Origin of the sequence: Micromonospora sp. NPDC047753, assembly GCF_040642735.1 — a bacterium.
GTDB lineage: Bacteria > Actinomycetota > Actinomycetes > Mycobacteriales > Micromonosporaceae > Micromonospora.
This window is the reverse complement of the sequence record NZ_JBEYSL010000083.1, coordinates 1-17518: the sequence shown is the minus strand read 5'-3', so window position 1 is coordinate 17518 and position 17518 is coordinate 1. Positions and strand designations below refer to the sequence as shown.

Annotated in this window: 17 protein-coding genes and 1 pseudogene; all 18 read left to right on the top strand. The window is 72.1% G+C overall.

The features are described from left to right. Window positions 1–42 precede the first annotated feature (42 nt). Window positions 43–1167: a phospho-N-acetylmuramoyl-pentapeptide-transferase gene (mraY, locus tag ABZ749_RS10285; protein WP_030334519.1), complete on the top strand. Its 1125-nt coding sequence runs from the start codon at window positions 43–45 to the stop codon at window positions 1165–1167. Window positions 1168–1552: 385 nt separating this feature from the next. Further along, a complete protein-coding gene (locus ABZ749_RS10280) occupies window positions 1553–2995 on the top strand; it encodes a putative peptidoglycan glycosyltransferase FtsW (RefSeq protein WP_357225555.1) in 1443 nt (480 codons plus the stop codon). Continuing rightward, complete coding sequence (murG, locus tag ABZ749_RS10275) at window positions 2995–4101, top strand: undecaprenyldiphospho-muramoylpentapeptide beta-N-acetylglucosaminyltransferase (RefSeq protein WP_355007673.1); 1107 nt, start codon at window positions 2995–2997, stop codon at window positions 4099–4101. Before ABZ749_RS10280 ends, murG begins: the two co-directional genes overlap by 1 nt. After that, the gene (gene murC / locus ABZ749_RS10270) at window positions 4098–5663 is read left to right on the top strand and encodes a UDP-N-acetylmuramate--L-alanine ligase (protein ID WP_357225547.1); all 1566 of its coding nucleotides are present in this window, start codon (window positions 4098–4100) and stop codon (window positions 5661–5663) included. The genes murG and murC overlap by 4 nt, the downstream gene beginning before the upstream one ends. Beyond that, a complete protein-coding gene (locus ABZ749_RS10265) occupies window positions 5660–6478 on the top strand; it encodes an FtsQ-type POTRA domain-containing protein (protein ID WP_357225544.1) in 819 nt (272 codons plus the stop codon). Before murC ends, ABZ749_RS10265 begins: the two co-directional genes overlap by 4 nt. 244 nt (window positions 6479–6722) lie before the next feature. Beyond that, window positions 6723–7838 carry a cell division protein FtsZ gene (ftsZ, locus tag ABZ749_RS10260; protein WP_091407710.1) on the top strand — a complete coding sequence of 372 codons (1116 nt, stop codon included), beginning with the start codon at window positions 6723–6725 and terminating at the stop codon, window positions 7836–7838. A 9-nt stretch (window positions 7839–7847) separates the two neighbouring features. Next, a complete protein-coding gene (locus ABZ749_RS10255; RefSeq protein WP_357225541.1) occupies window positions 7848–8591 on the top strand; it encodes a YggS family pyridoxal phosphate-dependent enzyme in 744 nt (247 codons plus the stop codon). A 192-nt stretch (window positions 8592–8783) separates the two neighbouring features. Further along, window positions 8784–9476, top strand: a complete 693-nt coding sequence (sepF, locus tag ABZ749_RS10250) for a cell division protein SepF (RefSeq protein ID WP_355007669.1) — start codon at window positions 8784–8786, stop codon at window positions 9474–9476. 30 nt (window positions 9477–9506) lie between these two features. After that, window positions 9507–9812 carry a YggT family protein gene (locus ABZ749_RS10245; protein WP_030334503.1) on the top strand — a complete coding sequence of 102 codons (306 nt, stop codon included), beginning with the start codon at window positions 9507–9509 and terminating at the stop codon, window positions 9810–9812. Between the two features lie 44 nt (window positions 9813–9856). Continuing rightward, entirely contained in the window at window positions 9857–10666 is an 810-nt protein-coding gene (locus ABZ749_RS10240) for a DivIVA domain-containing protein (RefSeq protein ID WP_357225551.1), read from the top strand. Window positions 10667–10746: 80 nt separating this feature from the next. Continuing rightward, window positions 10747–11496, top strand: a complete 750-nt coding sequence (locus ABZ749_RS10235) for a hypothetical protein (protein WP_357225536.1) — start codon at window positions 10747–10749, stop codon at window positions 11494–11496. A gap of 10 nt (window positions 11497–11506) precedes the next feature. Then, window positions 11507–11812 carry a DUF167 domain-containing protein gene (locus ABZ749_RS10230; RefSeq protein ID WP_357225533.1) on the top strand — a complete coding sequence of 102 codons (306 nt, stop codon included), beginning with the start codon at window positions 11507–11509 and terminating at the stop codon, window positions 11810–11812. A 22-nt stretch (window positions 11813–11834) separates the two neighbouring features. After that, on the top strand, window positions 11835–13334 hold the full coding sequence (locus ABZ749_RS10225) for a potassium/proton antiporter (protein ID WP_357225528.1): 1500 nt from the start codon (window positions 11835–11837) through the stop codon (window positions 13332–13334). A gap of 225 nt (window positions 13335–13559) precedes the next feature. Beyond that, window positions 13560–13979, top strand: a complete 420-nt coding sequence (locus tag ABZ749_RS10220) for a TraR/DksA C4-type zinc finger protein (RefSeq protein WP_091407724.1) — start codon at window positions 13560–13562, stop codon at window positions 13977–13979. Window positions 13980–14043: 64 nt separating this feature from the next. Continuing rightward, complete coding sequence (lspA, locus tag ABZ749_RS10215; RefSeq protein WP_357202549.1) at window positions 14044–14661, top strand: signal peptidase II; 618 nt, start codon at window positions 14044–14046, stop codon at window positions 14659–14661. Continuing rightward, window positions 14658–15602, top strand: a complete 945-nt coding sequence (locus ABZ749_RS10210; RefSeq protein ID WP_357225525.1) for an RluA family pseudouridine synthase — start codon at window positions 14658–14660, stop codon at window positions 15600–15602. Before lspA ends, ABZ749_RS10210 begins: the two co-directional genes overlap by 4 nt. A 42-nt stretch (window positions 15603–15644) precedes the next feature. After that, window positions 15645–16676: a hypothetical protein gene (locus tag ABZ749_RS10205; protein ID WP_357225523.1), complete on the top strand. Its 1032-nt coding sequence runs from the start codon at window positions 15645–15647 to the stop codon at window positions 16674–16676. A 74-nt stretch (window positions 16677–16750) separates the two neighbouring features. Beyond that, window positions 16751–17518: pseudogene (locus ABZ749_RS10200) on the top strand (ATPase); the annotation flags it as partial.

Sequence of the window (17518 nt, the reverse complement as noted above, 5' to 3'; positions counted from 1 at the left end):
GGCCGACGCACTGCGCGCCGACGCCGGTGGGGAGCCGACCCGATGAGGGCGGTCATCGTCGCCATCGGGGTGGCCTTCCTCGTCTCGCTCTTCTGCACCCCGATCGCGATCAAGGTGTTCACCCGGCTCAAGGCCGGTCAGCCGATCCGGTCGGACGGCCCCGCCATGCACCAGGGCAAGAAGGGCACGCCCACGATGGGTGGCGTGGTCTTCATCCTGGCCACTGTGATCGCGTACGTGGCCGGGCACCTCGCCCTGACCACCCTGCCCGATCAGCAGATCGCCCAGGTGGAGCCGACCATCACCGCGCTGGTGCTGCTGGGGCTGATGGTCTTCTCCGGCGCTGTGGGTTTCCTCGACGACTTCCTCAAGGTGCGCAAGCGCAACAGCGCCGGGCTGAACAAGCGCGGCAAGTTGCTCGGGCAGATCCTGGTCGGTGCGGTCTTCGGGGTGATCGCGCTGTGGTTCCCGAGCACTATGACAAACGGTTCGGGCCTGGCGACAAACACCGAGACGGTGGGCAGCACCACGCTGAGCTTCATCCGGGACATCGACTTCCTGGAGGTCAGCAAGGTCGGCGCGGTGATCATCTTCATCTTCGTGGTGATGGCCGCGACGAACGGCGTCAACCTCACCGACGGCCTGGACGGCCTGGCCACCGGCGCGTCGGTGATGGTGCTCGCCGCGTACGCGCTGATCGCGTTCTGGCAGTACCGGCACTGGTGCGCCGACCCGAACTACACCCAGCCGTACTGCTACGAGGTGCGCGACCCGTTGGAGATCGCGTTGATCGCCGGGGCGGCGGCGGGAGCCTGTGTGGGCTTCCTCTGGTGGAACACCTCCCCGGCGCGGATCTTCATGGGCGACACCGGGGCGCTGGGGCTGGGCGGTCTGATCGCCGGCATGGCGATGTCCACCCGCACCATCCTGCTGCTGCCGATCATCGGCGGGCTCTTCGTGATCATCACGATGTCCGTAGTGATCCAGATCATCTCCTTCAAGACCACCGGTAAACGGGTGTTCCGAATGTCCCCGCTCCAGCACCACTTCGAGTTGGCCGGCTGGAGCGAGGTCAACATCGTGGTGCGCTTCTGGATCATCGCCGGCATCGGTGTGGCCATCGCCCTGGGCCTGTTCTACAGCGAGTTCCTCGCCAACATGACCTGACCCGCGGGCCGAAGCCCCGCGCCCCAACCCCCTCATCCCGTCGATCTTGCACTTTCGGCTGGCGGAACGTCCTCATATGGGTGTTTTGCCGCTGCACAAAGTGCAAGATCGACGCGGGCGGGCGGCGTGGGGACGGGTTCGACACGCCCGGTGAGGCGTTGTGGGGCGGTGGGGCGTGTTCAGCGGTGATGATGTCGGGGTGGGGGAGGAAATCGGCACCGAGGATGAGACTGTCGGACGACCGCGACGGTCGCCGAGCGCGGCGCGTACGCCGGTGGCTGCCGGGGCGCGCGGTCCGGAGCGCGGCGCGGCGGCCCGCGAACCCGGACCCGGGGCACGGGAGCCCGGGGCGGCGGGGCGCGGGCCGGAGGCCGTAGCGGCGACACTGCCGCGCGGGTTCGACGCGGCCGGCGGGCTCGCCGCGCTGCGCGGCCTGCTGGGCCGGCCGCTGACCTCCTACTACCTGCTGCTGTCCTGCGCCGGCCTGCTGCTGCTGATCGGGCTGACCATGGTCTTCTCGGCGACAAGCGTGAAGGACTACGCCGAGGACGGCAACGCCTCCGCCTCGGTGACCAAGCAGGCCATCTTCGCGGTGATCGGCATCGGCGCGTTCTGGGTCTGCCAGCGCCTGCCGGCCAGCACCTACCGCTCGCTGGGCAAGCCGCTGCTGTTCACCTCGATCGGGCTGTTGCTGCTGCTCAACCTGCTGCTCGCCTACGCGCGGCTGACCCACCAGAAATCAGGGCAGATTGGCCCGATCGAGGCGCGGCTGAACTGGCTGTTCATCGGCGGTATTCAGCTACAACCCTCCGAGTTGGCCAAGTTCGCGCTCGTGCTCTGGGGTGCGCACCTGATCGCCCGCAAGGGTGCCGCGCTGGGGTGGTGGCGGGAGCTTGCCACCCCGCTCTTCCCGGTGATGGGCCTGCTCTTCGTCCTGGTCGGCTACAACGACACGGGCACGATGCTCTGTCTGCTGGCCCTGGTGGTGGGCCTGCTCTGGGCCGCCGGGGTGCGGATGCGGGTCTTCGGGGCCCTGGCCACAGCCGGTCTTGTCGGGATCGGCCTGCTCGTCGCGGTGGCCTCACTGGGTGCCGGCTCCGGCGAGAGCGGCGCGGACAACTACCGCTTCGCCCGGCTGGCCATGTTCTTCAATCCACCGGACCCGGAAACCTGCAAGCTCGGCGACTGCCTCCAGTTCTACCAGGGACGGCTGGCCATCGAGCACGGTGGCTGGTTCGGTGTCGGCCTCGGCAAGGGCAGCCTGAAGTGGGACTGGCTCCCCGAGGCGCACAACGACTTCATCTTCGCGATCATCGCCGAGGAACTGGGCGTGATCGGGTGCGTCGTGGTGCTCAGCCTCTTCGCGGTCCTCGCGTACACCGGTTTCCGGATCGCCCGGCGGGTCGACGACCCGTTCCGCCGGCTCGCCGCCACCGCCGTGACCACCTGGCTGGTCAGCCAGGCCGTGATCAACATCGGTGGGGTGGTGGGGCTGCTGCCGATCACCGGTCTGCCGTTGCCGTTCATCTCCGACGGTGGAAGTGCCCTGGTGGTGACGTTGGCCGGCATCGGCATGCTGGCGTCCTTCGCCCGCGCCGAACCCGATGCGGCCAGAGCACTGCATGCCCGTCCGCCGGCCCGGTGGGTCCGACTACTCTGGGCCCCGTTGCCGCCGCTTCCCGGCCGGCGTCGCCGACCGGCGACGCCGCCCGCTGGCCGAGGGTCCGTACCCCGGTCCCGCGAGCGGCGCCATGACGATCAGGCCGCGCCGCGCGGGGTCCGACAGGACCGAAGCCGCAGTGGTACGGCGAGCGAGAGGAGACGCTGATGGGTCCGCTGCGTTCGGTGGTGCTCGCGGGAGGTGGCACCGGGGGGCACGTCTACCCGCTGCTCGCCTTCGCCGACTGCCTGCGCCGACACGACCCGGGCGTCCGGATCACCTGCCTCGGCACACCACGGGGCATGGAGAACGACCTGATCCCGCCACAGGGCTACGACCTGCGGCAGATCCCGGCGTACCAGCTGCCCCGGTCGGTCAACATGAACCTGGTCCGCACCCCGGGTCGGATGTGGACCGCGGCGCGCGCCGCGGGCAAGGTGATCGACGAGGTGCGCGCCGACGTGGTCGTCGGCTTCGGCGGGTACGTCTCGGTGCCGGCCTACCTGGCCGCGTGGCGCCGCGAGCTGCCCATGGTGATCCACGAGGTGAACGTGCCACCGGGCGTGGCCAACAAGCTGGGCATGAAGTTCACCAAGAACGTGGCCGTCGGTTTCCCGAACCAGCCGAGCCAGGCCGAGTCGCTGCGGGACGCCACAGTCGTCGGTGTGCCGCTGCGCCGCGCCATCGCCGGTCTGGACCGGTACGCGCTGCGTAACGCCGCCCGCGCCCACTTCGGGCTCCGCCCGGACCTGCCGGTGCTCTTCGTGTCCGGCGGCTCGTCCGGCGCCCGCTCCATCAACCTGGCGGTCTCCGGGGCGGCCAAGGAGCTGGCCCGCAACGGCGTGCAGGTGCTGCACGTGATGGGCGCCCGCAACGAGCCGGTGCCGATCCCCACCGACCTGCCGGTGCCGTACGTGACGCTGCCGTACCTGTCCGAGATGGAGCTGGGCTACGCCGCCGCCGATCTGATGCTGGCCCGGGGCGGGGCGATGACCGTCGCCGAGGTGGCCGCGATCGGGCTGCCCACGATCTACGTGCCGTACCCGCACAGCAACCAGGAGCAGCGGCGCAACGCGCTGCCCGTGGTGGAGGCCGGCGGTGGGCTGCTGGTCGACGACGCGGAGCTCACCCCGGACTGGCTGGAGCGCACCGTCATCCCCCTCATCCGTGATCCACAGCGGCTCTACAACATGGGTGCCGCCGCCGGGTCCTACGGCCGGCGCGACGGCGACGAGGCGCTGCGTTCCTTCGTGCTGGCGGCGGTGGCCCGATGACCGCGCAGTTCACCCCGGCCGGCACGCTCACCGCCGAGGACCTGGGCGCCGTCCACCTGATCGGAGTGGGTGGGGTGGGCATGCTCGGCGTGGCCCGGCTGCTGCTCACCCGCGGTATCCGGGTCTCCGGCAGCGACCTGCGGGAGTGGCCGTCGCTGGCCGGCCTGCGGGCGCTCGGCGGCACCATCCACCTCAGTCACGAGGTCAGCAACCTCGACGGCGTGGACACCGTCGTCTACTCGTCGGCCATTCCCCAGGACCACCTGGAGCTGGTCGAGGCGCGTCGGCGCGGCCTGCGGGTGCTGCACCGCTCGGAGGCGCTCGCCGCGGCGATGACCGGCCGTCGCGCGGTGGCCGTGGCCGGCACGCACGGCAAGACCACCACCACCTCGATGGTGACGATGGTGCTCCAGCAGGCCGGAGTGGACCCGTCCTTCGTGATCGGTGGGGAGATCTCCGAGGTCGGTTCGGGCGCTCACCACGGCACCGGCGAGCACTTCGTGGTCGAGGCGGACGAGAGCGACCGCTCGTTCCTCATCTACCGCCCGTACGTCTCGATCATCACGAACGTCGAGGCGGACCACCTGAACACCTACGGCGACTACGCGACGCTGGAGGCGGCGTTCGTGGAGTTCGCCCGCCTCACCGACCCGGACGGGTTCATCATCACCTGCGTCGACGACCCGGGCGGTCGGCGGTTGGCCGAGAGCCTGCGGTCCGAGGGACGACAGGTGTTCACGTACGGCGAGGCCGCCGACGCCGACCTGCGGTTGACCGAGATGGTCTCCTCCGCGCGTGGGGTGCGCTACCTGGCCGCGATCGACGGGCGGTCGCTGGGCGAGTTCCGGCTGCCGGTGCCGGGCCGTCACATGGGGCTGAACAGCGCCGCCGCGGTGCTGGCCGCGTACCTGCTGGAACTGCCGCTGGAGGCGGCGGAGGCCGCGCTGGCGGTCTTTCCCGGGGTCCGGCGGCGCTTCGAGCGCAAGGGTGTCGCGGACGGCGTGCTGGTCTACGACGAGTACGCCTACCACCCGACCTCGATGACGTTGGCGAACCAGACGTTGCGCGAGGTCGCCGGGGACGGCCGGCTGATCGTCGTCTTCCAGCCGTACCGGCTGTACCGCACCCGCGACAACCAGGCGGAGATCGCCGAGGCGCTGGCCATCGCCGACGAGGTGGTGCTCCTGGAGGTCTTCGGGCCGGGTGAGTTGCGTCAGCCCGGCGAGGGCTCGGCGGCACTGATCGCGGCGGTGGATCTGCCCGCCGACCGCAAGGTCTTCGTGGAGTCGTGGGAGCAGGCCCCGATCGAGGTGGCCCGTCGCGCCCGCTCCGGGGACGTGGTGGTCACCATGGGCGCTCCGCCGATCTCGCTGATGGGTGACGAACTGCTGGCCGCCCTGGGCGAGCGTGCGGCCGGCTCGGCACCGACAGCGAGCGTCGACCCGGTGGCCACCACCCCGGCGATCGGTGATCCGGTGCCGGGTGGGGCGACGTCCGGCGGCGACGGCGCGGCTCTCGGTGGCACTGCCGTGCCCGGCGGCTCGGCGCCCACGGCCGGATGAGTCCCGGCCCGGCCCGAGGGCGGACCAGCGCCGCCGACGGTGGCGCTCCGCGCCGCGGTCCGGCCCGGCGGTGGCAGTTGGTCCGGGCGGGCAGCGACGCGGTGCCGCCCTCGACCCGCCGGTTCATGGCCCGTGCCCGGCAGCGTCGCATGCGTGCGGCGCTGCCGTGGGCGGTGGCCGCCGGCGTGCTCGCCCTGGCCGGGCTGGTCGCCTGGACGGTGCTCGGCACCGGGCTGTTCGGTGTGCGGGAGGTGCGCGTGGAGGGTGCCGACCTGGTCACCCCGGTGCAGGTGCACGACGCGGCAGGGGTGCCGGACGGGGTGCCGCTGGCCCGGGTGGACCTGGCCGCCGTCGCCCGTCGGGTCGGTGCGCTGCCGGCGGTGGAGCGGGCCGTGGTCTCCCGGGACTGGCCCGGCGCGCTGGTGGTGCGGGTGACCGAGCGGACAGCGGTGGCGGTGGTGCCGCAGGGCGAGGTGTTCGCCCTGATCGACCGGAGCGGGGTGGCGTTCCGGACGGTGGAGCGACGCCCGGCGGACCTGCCACAGGTGACTGTGGTCCGGCCGGCCGCCGACGACCCGGGCACCCGGGCCGCGCTGGAGGTGCTCGTCGCGCTGACGCCGCAGCTGCGCGCGGAGCTGGTGGACGTGAACGTGGCGGGGCTGGCCCGGATCAGCCTGCGGTTGCGCGGCGACCGGACGGTGGTCTGGGGCGACGCGACCCGGGGTACGGACAAGGCTCGGGTGGCCACCGCGCTGCTCGACGAGGACGCCGACCGGATCGACGTGAGCGCGCCGGATGTGGTGACCTTTCGTTGACCTGGGAGCGTGCGCGGCGTGACCCGTGGCGCTCCGCGCGGCGACACGCCGCCCGGGTCCTTGGCTCATGGCGCGGTGGCGCTTACGTTGCCCCGAAGAGCTTCAGTGGTTGACATAACTGTAAGCCTCTAGTAGAGGGTTAGGGTTCACCCCTGATCCTCGTTGGAGACAGCTGTCGTCGGCCGCTGGTCTGGCCACGCCGTAACCGGTCGGCCGAAGCCAATCTCGAAGGAAAGGACCGGAGATGACACCTCCGCACAACTACCTGGCGGTCATCAAGGTCGTCGGCATCGGGGGTGGCGGCGTCAACGCCGTCAACCGGATGATCGAGGTTGGGCTCAAGGGCGTCGAGTTCATCGCGATCAACACCGATGCGCAGGCGCTGCTGATGAGCGACGCCGACGTCAAGCTCGACGTCGGTCGGGAGCTGACCCGCGGCCTGGGGGCCGGGGCCAACCCGGACGTCGGGAAGAACGCCGCCGAGGACCACCGCGACGAGATCGAAGAGGTGCTCAAGGGCGCCGACATGGTCTTCGTGACCTGCGGCGAGGGCGGCGGCACCGGCACCGGCGGCGCGCCCGTGGTGGCCAACATCGCCCGCAAGCTCGGCGCGCTGACCATCGGCGTGGTGACCCGGCCGTTCTCCTTCGAGGGCAAGCGCCGCCAGGTCCAGGCCGAGACGGGGATAGACGAGCTCCGCAACCAGTGCGACACGCTGATCGTCATCCCGAACGACCGGCTGCTGGCCCTGGGCGATCGCAACATCAGCATGATGGACGCGTTCCGTACGGCCGACCAGGTGCTGCTCTCGGGTGTGCAGGGCATCACCGACCTGATCACCACCCCGGGTCTGATCAACCTGGACTTCGCCGACGTCAAGAGCGTGATGAGCGGCGCCGGCAGCGCGTTGATGGGCATCGGCAGCGCCCGCGGCGAGAACCGCGCGGTCGAGGCGGCCGAGGCGGCCATCTCCAGCCCGCTGCTGGAGCAGAGCATGGACGGCGCGCGGGGCGTGCTGCTCTCCATCGCCGGCGGCTCCGACCTGGGCCTGTTCGAGATCAATGACGCCGCCCAGCTGGTCACCGACGCGGCTCACCCGGACGCCAACATCATCTTCGGCGCCGTCATCGACGACGCGCTCGGTGACGAGGTGCGGGTGACTGTCATCGCGGCGGGCTTCGACGGCGGCACGCCCGCGTACAAGGCGGCCGAACCGACCCGCAAGACCAACACCAACCAGCCGGCACCGCAGAGCACCCCGGCGCCTGCGCCGGCCACCAACCCGGCTCCGGCCCAGTCGCCGCGTCGCGTGCTCTTCGACGACGTGGACGTTCCCGACTTCCTCAAGAACGGGTCCTGAGCACCGCCGATGACCGACAGCTCAGCCACGGTGCGACCGGATCGGCACGCCGAACTCGCGGCCGGTCTGGCCCAGGTTCGGTCCCGGGTCGATGACGCCTGCGCGCAGGCCGGCCGGGACCGTGCCGAGGTGACCATGATCGCGGTGACGAAGACCTACCCGGCCAGTGATGTGTTGGCGCTGGCCGGGCTCGGGGTGACCGACATGGGGGAGAACCGCGACCAGGAGGCAGCCGGCAAGGCCGCCGAGGTGGCTGCCGCCGGGGTGCGTCCCCGTTGGCACTTCATCGGTCAGTTGCAGCGCAACAAGGCCCGCTCGGTGGTCCGCTACGCCGACGTGGTGCACTCCGTCGACAGTGTCCGGCTGGCCCGGGCGTTGACGACCGCGACCGCGGACCGGCAGGAGCCGCTCGACGCTCTGGTCCAGGTGAGCATCGACGGCGACGCGGCCCGGGGCGGCGCCCTGCCCGGCTCGGCGGATCCGACCGCCGGTCTGGAGCCGGTGGCCGAGGCGGTCGCCGACGCGCCGGGGTTGCGTCTGGTCGGCCTCATGGCTGTCGCTCCGCTGGGGTGGGAGCCGGAGCGGGCGTTCGCCCGGCTCGCGGAGGTCGCTGACGCATTTCGGGCTGTCCATCCGGGAGCCACCGCGCTGTCCGCCGGTATGAGCGGGGATTTCGACATAGCGATCCGTTACGGCGCGACACATGTCCGCGTCGGTAGCGCGTTGCTCGGAATGCGTCCCACGCTGCGGTAGCCTGACCGCGAGACAAGCAAATTACATCAGTGTTGTTTTAGGGGCGGGCGTCTCCCGGTCGGGGGTCGTGGCGCGCGACGCGAATCGCGCGCCGGGGGGATTGCTGTTCCGGTCCGATGGGCATGGTTGTCCACTCGCGACGGGCGACATGGCACGGGGGCGCGTGCCGCACGGCGGACGGAAGGGCGCGGGATGGGTGCACTGCGCAAGGCGGGGGTCTGGCTCGGTCTGGTCGAAGAAGACGACGAGCGGGCCTACGACGACGGTGGCTACGACAAGGGTGGCTACCGCGACTCGCGGTACCGGCAGAGCCGGTACGCCGAGGAGTTCGCCGACGACGACGAGGACGACGCCGAGGAGCCGCCGGCTCCCCGGCCGCGCGACAGCGGGCGGGGCCGACTCTCCGAGCGGTCGAGCGCGCGGTTGAGCGAGTCCGAGCGCGGCGACGGTGAGCGGCCGGAGCGGATCGAGCGGTCCAGCGTCCGGTCTATCACCCGGTCGTCGGCGGGCGAGACCTCCGGTGCGCTGACCTACCACACTCGGGACAACCTGGCCCTCGCGCCGCAGGTCACGTCGCGGGAGCGGGCCCTGCCCGAGGAGGAGCAGCGTTACCAGATCACCACGCTGCACCCCACCACCTACCGGGAGGCGCGCACCATCGGTGAGCACTTCCGCGACGGTGTCCCGGTGATCATCAATCTCACCGAGATGGATGAGGCGGATGCCCGCCGTCTGGTGGACTTCGCCGCCGGGCTGGCGTTCGGCCTGCGCGGTACGATCGAGCGCGTGACCAATCGGGTGTTCCTGCTCTCACCGGCTAACGTCCAGGTCACCGCAGAGGACAAAGCCAAGATCGCTGAGGGCGGCTTTTTCAGTCTGAGTTGATCCCGCCCGACCCGAGGGACGTCGCTGACCGTGTTGTCGATCTTACTGCAAGTGCTGTACCTGATCCTTTATGTCTTCCTGCTCCTTCTTCTGTCCCGGTTCGTGTTGAGCGCCGTCCTGCAGTACGGCCGTCGCTGGCAACCGGGGCGTGGAGCATCGGCAGGATTGGAATCCGTGTGGAGCGTCACTGATCCCCCTCTCAACGCGTTGAGGCGTGTGATCCCTCCGCTGCGAATTGGTACCGTGAGCATCGACCTGGCCTCCCTTGTGCTCCTGGTTATCCTGTTCGTGCTGATGGAGTTCGTGTTAGGGCCGTCGATCAGGGCATCTGCCTGATGACCGACGCGCTTTCGCGGCCGCAACTGACCCGAGGAGTTTCGATGCCGCTGACCCCGGCCGACGTCCACAACGTCGCCTTCAAAAAGCCGCCGATCGGCAAACGGGGGTATGACGAGGAGGAGGTCGACGCCTTCCTGGATGAGGTCGAGCGCGAGCTCGCCCGTCTCATCGAGGAGAACAACGAGCTGCGCGCCCAGGTGGAGCGCGGCGGCCGTGGCGGCGCCCCCGCCGGCCCCGGCGGCGACGCCCGACTGGCGGCGGAGCTCAACGATGTCAAGGCCCAACTGGACCGGGTGCAGCGCGACAAGTCGGCGGCCGAGCAGGCTGCCCGCGCGATGCAGGCCGAGCTGGAGCAGGTCCGCTCGACCGGCGGCCCGGCCGGCGGCGTTACCGGTGACGGTGAGCAGCAGGCCCTGCGCGTGCTGATGATGGCCCAGCGCACCGCCGACGACCACGTGTCCGACGCTCGCCGCGAGGCCGACCAGCTGTTGTCCGAGGCTCGCAGCAAGGCCGAGGAGGTGACCCGGGAGGCGCGCGCCAAGGCTGACGCCCTCGAGCGGGACGCCCGCCAGCGGCACCAGGAGGCCATGGGCGGCCTGGACGCCAAGCGCACGGCGCTGCAGAAGCACATCGAGGAGCTCAAGCAGTTCGAGCGCGAGTACCGCACCCGGCTCAAGGCGTACCTGGAGAGCCAGCTGCGTGACCTCGACGGTCGTGGCCAGGGCCTCGAGGCCGAGATGACCCGCTCCGAAGCCGGCCGGGTCGCTGGCGGCAACGGGCTGGCCGCAGCGGGTCTCGCTGGTTCGTACGGCGGCGGCGGGCGCTCCGGCGCCCTCGAAGCCGGACGCTGAGCACCGGCCGGCGATCGCTGTCCGCCAATGGTGACGGTCGCCGGCCAGGCCTGGACGGTTCGACGCGGCGGGGGTGAGCCGTGATAGTCGCAAGTCTCCTGCTCATCCTCGTCGCGGTGGTGCTACTGGTGCTCGGCCTGGCCGGTGGCTCCAGCTTCTTGTTGGTCATCTCCATCGCGGCCAGTCTGCTGGCCGCCGTGGCGTTGGTGGTGGGGGCCCGCCAGGCAGCCGCCAACCGCGCCATGGCGGATCCCGGCCGGACCGACCGGCGGAATCCCCACGCGCCCCGTACGGCCAGCCAGGCCACACCGGGTGTCGCGTACGGGCCGCCGCTGGTCGAGCCGGAGGTGCCGGTCCAGCACGTGCCCACGACGTTTGGTACCGGCGGCACCGGGTGGCGGCAACCACCCGAGCCGCCGGTCGACCATGCGCCGCCGATTGATGAGGTGACGCCGGTCGACCCGCCGCACGTCGAGGACGCGTCGCCGATGGTGAGTGCCGCGGACGAGGTGCCCGCGCGGGCCCGGCCGGTCAGCCCGGCGTCGCCCCTCGCGGCGTCGACCGGCGACGTGTTCGACCCGGCGGTCGCGGCGGTCGACGAGCCGGCCGCCCAGCAGATCACACCCGCCGAGGCGGCCCGGGTGGCCCGACTGCTCGACGCTGTCGAGGTCGTCGACGGCCGCCCCCGTTACCACCTGGACGGCTGCCCCCACCTGATTGGCTGGCAGCCCGAGACGTTGCCGGTCGCCGAGGCCGTGGACCTCGGTTTCACCCCGTGCGCGCACTGCGCGCCGGCGACCGCTCTCCTCGCCGACGCCCGTCCGATCTGAAGCGGCGCCGGTGCCCGCGCAGGACACGCTCACAGTGGCGGTACGGGTGAAGCCCGGCGCCTCCCGGGACCGGGTGGGTGGCCGCTTCGACGGCCCGCACGGGCCCGCCCTCGTGATCGCGGTCCACGACCCGGCCGTCGACGGGCGGGCCACCGAGGCCGCCCGGCGGGCGTTGGCCGGCGCGTTGGGCGTCCGGCCGGCCGCCGTGTCGCTGCGCGCCGGCGCGGCCAGCCGGGACAAGCTCTTCCTCGTCGATCGGCCCGGCCCGGACCTGCCCGAGGTGCTGCGCCGTCTGCGCGACGGATCCGCCGAGTGAGGACAGCCCAGGCAAGGCAGCCGTGACTCCCGGTTTGGACATCGCGCTGCTGCTCGGTGCGGCAGTGCTGCTGGTCGCTGTCGGCGCGGTGCGACTCTCCACCCGGCTCGGTGTGCCCAGCCTTCTGGTCTACCTGGCTCTGGGCGTGGCGATCGGCGAGAGCGGGCTGGGCATCCGTTTCGACGACGTCGAGCTGACCCGGACCCTCGGCTTCTGCGCGCTGATCGTGATCATCGCGGAGGGCGGGCTCACCGCCCGGTGGACCACGCTGCGCCCGGTGCTCGGGCTGGCCTCCGCACTCTCCACTGTCGGCGTGGTCGTCAGCATCGTGGTGGTCGGTGTGGCCGTGCACCTGCTGCTGGGGCTGGACTGGCGGTTGGCGCTGCTCTACGGCGCGGTGCTCTCGTCCACCGACGCGGCGGCCGTCTTCGCCACTCTGCGCCGACTGCGGTTGCCGCCCCGGCTGGTGGCGACCCTGGAGGCCGAGTCGGGGATGAACGACGCCCCGGTGGTGCTGCTGGTGGTGCTGCTGTCCCACCGGGGTTTCGCGCACCCGTGGTGGTACGAGGTCGCGCTGGTCTGTTACGAGCTGGGCGCCGGTGCGGCGGTGGGCGTTGCCGCTGGCGTCGCCGGCACCTGGGCGCTGCGCCGGGCCGCGCTGCCGTCGGCCGGGCTCTACCCGATCGCCGCGGTGGGCATCACGGTGCTGGCGTACGCCGCGGGGGCCGTTCTGCACGCCTCGGGCTTCCTCGCCGTCTACGTGGCCGGGGTGTTGCTGGGCAATGCGCGCCTGTCGCACAGGCAGGCGATTCTCGGTTTCGCGGACGGGTTGGCCTGGCTCGCCCAGATCGGGTTGTTCGTGCTGCTCGGGTTGCTGGCCTCGCCGGGCCGGCTGGACGCGGCGGTGCTGCCCGCGGTGGTCGCCGGGCTGGCTCTGGTGCTCCTGGCCCGACCGTTGTCGGTGGCCGTCTCGGCGTTGCCGTTCCGGGTCGGGCTTCGGGAACAGGCGTTCCTGTCCTGGGCCGGGCTGCGCGGGGCGGTGCCGATCGTGCTGGCCACCATTCCGCTCTCCGAGCGGGTGCCCGGCGCGGAGCGGCTCTTCGATGTGGTCTTCGTGCTGGTGGTGATCTTCACGCTGGTGCAGACCGGGACGTTGGGGCCGTTCGCCCGCCGGTTGCGGGTGACCGCGCCGGCCGAGGCCGCCGAGATCCACGTGGAGACCGCGCCGCTGGAGCGGATGCGGGCGGACCTGCTCCAGGTGGAGGTGCCACCGGGCTCACGACTGGCCGGGGTGCACGTCGACGAACTGCGCCTTCCGCTGGGCGCGTCGGTGACCCTGGTGCTGCGCGACGGCGTGGGCTTCGTGCCCGCACCCGACACCCGGTTGAAGACCGGCGACAGTCTGCTGATCGTGGCGACCGCAGGGGTGCGGGACGCGGCGGAACGGCGGTTGCGGGCGGTCAGTCGGCGGGGTCGTCTGGCCCGATGGTTTGGTGAGTACGGAGATGAGGTGCCCAATTGATCTGCTAGCGTTCCCTTTGCCCCAGTTAGGCAGGGCTAGGGGCTGTTAGACGGTGCGACGGTGCGGCACGTTGTCGGACGCCTGTACGTTCCGTATTCTTGCCAACCTCGGGAGTGCGCGGCCATCGTCGCCGTGCGCCCCTTTTCGTCCATAGGGGACGCCTTTGTCGGCGCCCCCTGACCAGGCGCCGCGGACCGCGCGGTTCCCCGGCCTAGGGAGCGACCCATGGCGAAGCCATCCGACACCAGGACCGCCGGGCGCAAGCCGGTGGCGAAGGCCACCCGCAGCACGGCGGAGACCGAGAAGATCCGGGCGGCGCTGGCGGCGCGGCGGGACGAGCTTCGTGCCGAGTACGATCAGACGCTGAGTGAGATCACCGAGCTGCAGCGCGATCGGCTGACCGACTCGGCCGGGGACGACCAGGCCGACACGGGCACCAAGACGCTCGAGCGGGAGCAGGAGATCTCTCTCGCCAACAGCATTCTGGAACGGATCACGCAGGTCGAGCGCGCTCTGGAGCGCCTCGACGAGGGTGGTTACGGCTGGTGCGAACGGTGCGGCAACCCGATCCCGGTCGAGCGCCTCGCCGCCTTCCCGTCGGCCACCCTGTGTGTGACGTGCAAGCAGCTGGAGGAGCGGCGCTGAGGTCCGTTCCCCGGCGGCGATGAGACGGTGAGCGATCACCGCCAAGACTGTCGATGGGGAGCGCATGACCGCAGTACCGTCCGCCGAACCCGGCCGCACCGATCCGGGGGGCGGCACCCGCCGGCCCCGGGCCGTCGCGATTCTCGCCGGGGTCGCCCTGGTGGCCCTGCTGGCCGACCTGGTCACCAAGCACCTCGCGCTGGCCGCGCTGACCGACCGGGAGCCGGTCCGGCTGCTCGGCGGGTTCGTCTACCTGAGCCTGACCCGCAACAGCGGTGCGGCCTGGAGCATCGGCGCGGACCACACCTGGGTCTTCCCACTGATCACCATCGGTGTGGTCGGCTGGATCGTCTGGATGGCCCTGCGGCTGCGCTCGCTGCCCTGGGCGGTCTCGCTCGGCCTGGTGCTCGGTGGCGCGTTGGGCAACCTCGTCGACCGGATCTTCCGCGCGCCGTCCCCGTTCCACGGGCACGTGGTCGACATGATCAGCCTCTTCGACCCGTACGGTCAGGTCTGGCCGGTGTTCAACCTGGCGGACAGCTCGCTGGTCTGCGGCGTGCTGCTGGCCGTCCTGTTGGAGCTGACCGGCCGCCAGCGTGACGGCCGGCGGGCGGGGCGCGACGGCGACCCGGCCACGACGGACGCCGCCGCGCCGGGCACCGAGCAGCGGGAGCGGGCATGACCTCGGCGTTCGCCGCTGGCGGCGACCACCGTTCCCTTCCGGTTCCGGACGGCCTCGACGGCATGCGCCTGGACCAGGCCGTGTCCCGCCTGTTCGGGCTCTCCCGCACCGCCGCCGCGGCCCTGGTCGACGCCGGGGACGCGCTGGTCGACGGCTCCGCCCGGCCCAACTCGCACAAGGTCAAGGCCGGCTCCTGGCTGGACGTCACGCTGCCCGCCCCGGTCGCACCGCCGACGGTGGTGCCGCAGGCGGTGCCCGGCCTGCGGGTCGTCTACGCCGACGACGACATCGTCGTGGTAGACAAGCCGGTCGGGGTGGCCGCCCACCCGAGCCCCGGGTGGACCGGGCCGACGGTGATCGGCGCGCTCGCCGCGATCGGGCACCGCATCTCCACCAGTGGCGCCGCCGAACGCCAGGGCGTGGTGCACCGGCTCGATGTGGGCACCACCGGGATCATGGTGGTGGCCAAGAGCGAGCAGGCGTACACGGCGTTGAAGCGGGCCTTCAAGTACCGCGAGGTCGACAAGGGCTACCACGCGGTGGTGCAGGGTCACCTGGACCCGCTGCGGGGCACCGTCGACGCGCCGATCGACCGGCACCCCACGCACGACTACCGCTGGGCTGTGGTGTCCGGCGGCAAGCCGAGCATCACCCACTACGACACCCTGGAGGCGTTCCCGGCGGCGAGTCTGGTCGACGTCCGGCTGGAGACCGGCCGGACCCACCAGATCCGGGTGCACTTCTCCACCCTGCGGCACCCCTGTGTGGGTGACCTCACCTACGGCGCCGATCCCACCCTCTCGGCCCGTCTCGGCCTGGCCCGACAGTGGCTGCACGCCCGCGAACTGAGCTTTGTGCACCCCCGAACGGGGGACGAGGTCCGGTTCGTCAGCGACTACCCTGACGACCTGGAACATGCGCTTCAGATCCTGCGTGACTGAGCGGCGACCGCCCGACACCGTTTCACAGAGGGGATCCCGCCCGTGCGCGCCGGCAACCTGCTGCGGCAGCTGGACCAGCGGTTGCTGCCGCCGCTGACCCGGGCGGTGGCCCGGCTGGGCGACCGGTCGGCGCGCTCCGGCGTGCTCAGTTGGGCCGCGGTGCTCTCCGCGGCGGCGGTGTTGGGCACCGCCGTCTGGGCCGTCGACGACAGCCCGGTCGGCGACCGGACTGTCGGGGAGGTCACCCGGGTCGGCGTTGCCGACGGCGACTCCGTCCCCGGCTACCTGCGGTCCGCCGCGGCCGACCTGGCGGCGCTGCCCGCGTCCGCCCCGGCCGCCGAGGGCGGGACGTACGCGCTGGTCACGCTCGACGCGTACCTGCCTCCGCAGCGGCTGGCGACGGTGCTCGGCGACGTGGGGGTCTCCACCGTCTTCGGGCGGGTTCCGCTGCCCGGCCGGCAGACCGAGATCGTCAAGATCCCCGCGCTGCGGGTGCCCGACGACGTGGTCGCCGGCATGGAGCAGGTGGCGGCCCGCAAGGAGACCGAGGCCGCCGACTACCGGGCCAGGGCCGCCGCCGTCGACGGCGACGGGGTTGGCGAGCGGGAGTTGCGGGAGCAGTACGCCAGCGGCGCCGAGGTGTCCGCCGCCGAGGCGGCCGCGTACCGCACCGGCTGCGCCTGCGTCTACGCGGCGGTGGTTCGCGCGACGCCGGTGGCGCTGCGCGGTGTGGCGGCCCGGCCGGACGTACGGGCGGTCGACCCCGCCCCCGAGGTCTACCGGCTGGACCGGACGGTTTTCACGCCACCCCTGCCGGAGCAGCGTGACGTGGTGCGCCCGCCGGCCGACACGGGGCCGAGCCCCGTACCGACCCGGTCCGAACGGCCAGCGCCGATGATCAGCGCCCCGGCGCCGTCGGCCTCCGTGGGCGAATCGTCGGAACCCGCACCAGTCGTGACGATTCCGTCACCCGAACCGTCGACGCCGGAGCCCACCGAGCCGACGCCGCCGAGTGTCACCACCTCGCCGGACACCACCCTCGCCGAGCCGTTGACGCCATCGCCGTCGTCGTGATCTGCGCCGGCTGGTGTGCGCTCTGAGGTGTGGTCCGAATAGGGTTGGGTTCGTAGCCTGTCAGACAGAGATCGATGGCGCTGGGAGGGCGGGCCGTGGAGGGCAGTGAGACCGGCTGGGGCCGGCCGGCCGAACCAGCGCCGCGGTGGCGCGCGTTGTTGGACCGTGCCCGGCTGGGCGGTCGCGGCGCGGAGCAGACCGAGCCGGAGCGGCGTGGCGAGGAACCGCCGCCGGACCCGCTGCCACGGCGTGCGGCCCCCAACGGCTACGCCGGGCGGGCACCTGCCATCGGGCATCCGGCCGACCTGTCGTACGGCGCGGAGCCTGCTTACCGGGCCGAGGCGACCTACCGGGTCGACCCCGCGTACCGGGCCGAGCCGGACTACCGGGCCGAGCCCGCGTACCGGGCCGAGCCGGACTATCGAGCGGAGCCGGCGTACCGGACCGAGCCGGACTACCGCGCTGAGCCGGGTTATCGGGCCGAGCCGGGCTACCGCGCCGAGCCGGACTACCGCGCGACGCCCGGCTACCGGGCCGAGCCGGACTACCGGGTGGACCCGGCTTATCGGGCCGAGCCGGGTTATCGGGCCGAGCCGGACTACCGGGCCGAGCCGGCGTACCGGGCCGAGCCCGAGCCGCCGGCACGCGGCCCCGACCCGGTCCCGTCGCGCTACGCGTTGCTGGACAACGGCTACCGCCCGGGCGACCCGCCGGTGGAATCGCGGTACGCCCTGCTGGAGACCGGCTACCAGCCGGAGACCGGCTACCCGGCCGCCCCGCCACCGCCCCCGCCGGTCGCCCCGCCGCCCCCGCCCCCGCCGCCGGTCGCCGTGCCCGTCCCG

Bases quoted from the DNA above. Each gene is read 5' to 3' on its own strand.
- mraY (WP_030334519.1), top strand. From the start codon at position 43: ATGAGGGCGGTCATCGTCGCCATCGGGGTGGCCTTCCTCGTCTCGCTC.
- murG (WP_355007673.1), top strand. From the start codon at position 2,995: ATGGGTCCGCTGCGTTCGGTGGTGCTCGCGGGAGGTGGCACCGGGGGG.
- murC (WP_357225547.1), top strand. From the start codon at position 4,098: ATGACCGCGCAGTTCACCCCGGCCGGCACGCTCACCGCCGAGGACCTG.
- ABZ749_RS10265 (WP_357225544.1), top strand. From the start codon at position 5,660: ATGAGTCCCGGCCCGGCCCGAGGGCGGACCAGCGCCGCCGACGGTGGC.
- ftsZ (WP_091407710.1), top strand. From the start codon at position 6,723: ATGACACCTCCGCACAACTACCTGGCGGTCATCAAGGTCGTCGGCATC.
- ABZ749_RS10255 (WP_357225541.1), top strand. From the start codon at position 7,848: ATGACCGACAGCTCAGCCACGGTGCGACCGGATCGGCACGCCGAACTC.
- sepF (WP_355007669.1), top strand. From the start codon at position 8,784: ATGGGTGCACTGCGCAAGGCGGGGGTCTGGCTCGGTCTGGTCGAAGAA.
- ABZ749_RS10240 (WP_357225551.1), top strand. From the start codon at position 9,857: ATGCCGCTGACCCCGGCCGACGTCCACAACGTCGCCTTCAAAAAGCCG.
- ABZ749_RS10220 (WP_091407724.1), top strand. From the start codon at position 13,560: ATGGCGAAGCCATCCGACACCAGGACCGCCGGGCGCAAGCCGGTGGCG.
- lspA (WP_357202549.1), top strand. From the start codon at position 14,044: ATGACCGCAGTACCGTCCGCCGAACCCGGCCGCACCGATCCGGGGGGC.
- ABZ749_RS10210 (WP_357225525.1), top strand. From the start codon at position 14,658: ATGACCTCGGCGTTCGCCGCTGGCGGCGACCACCGTTCCCTTCCGGTT.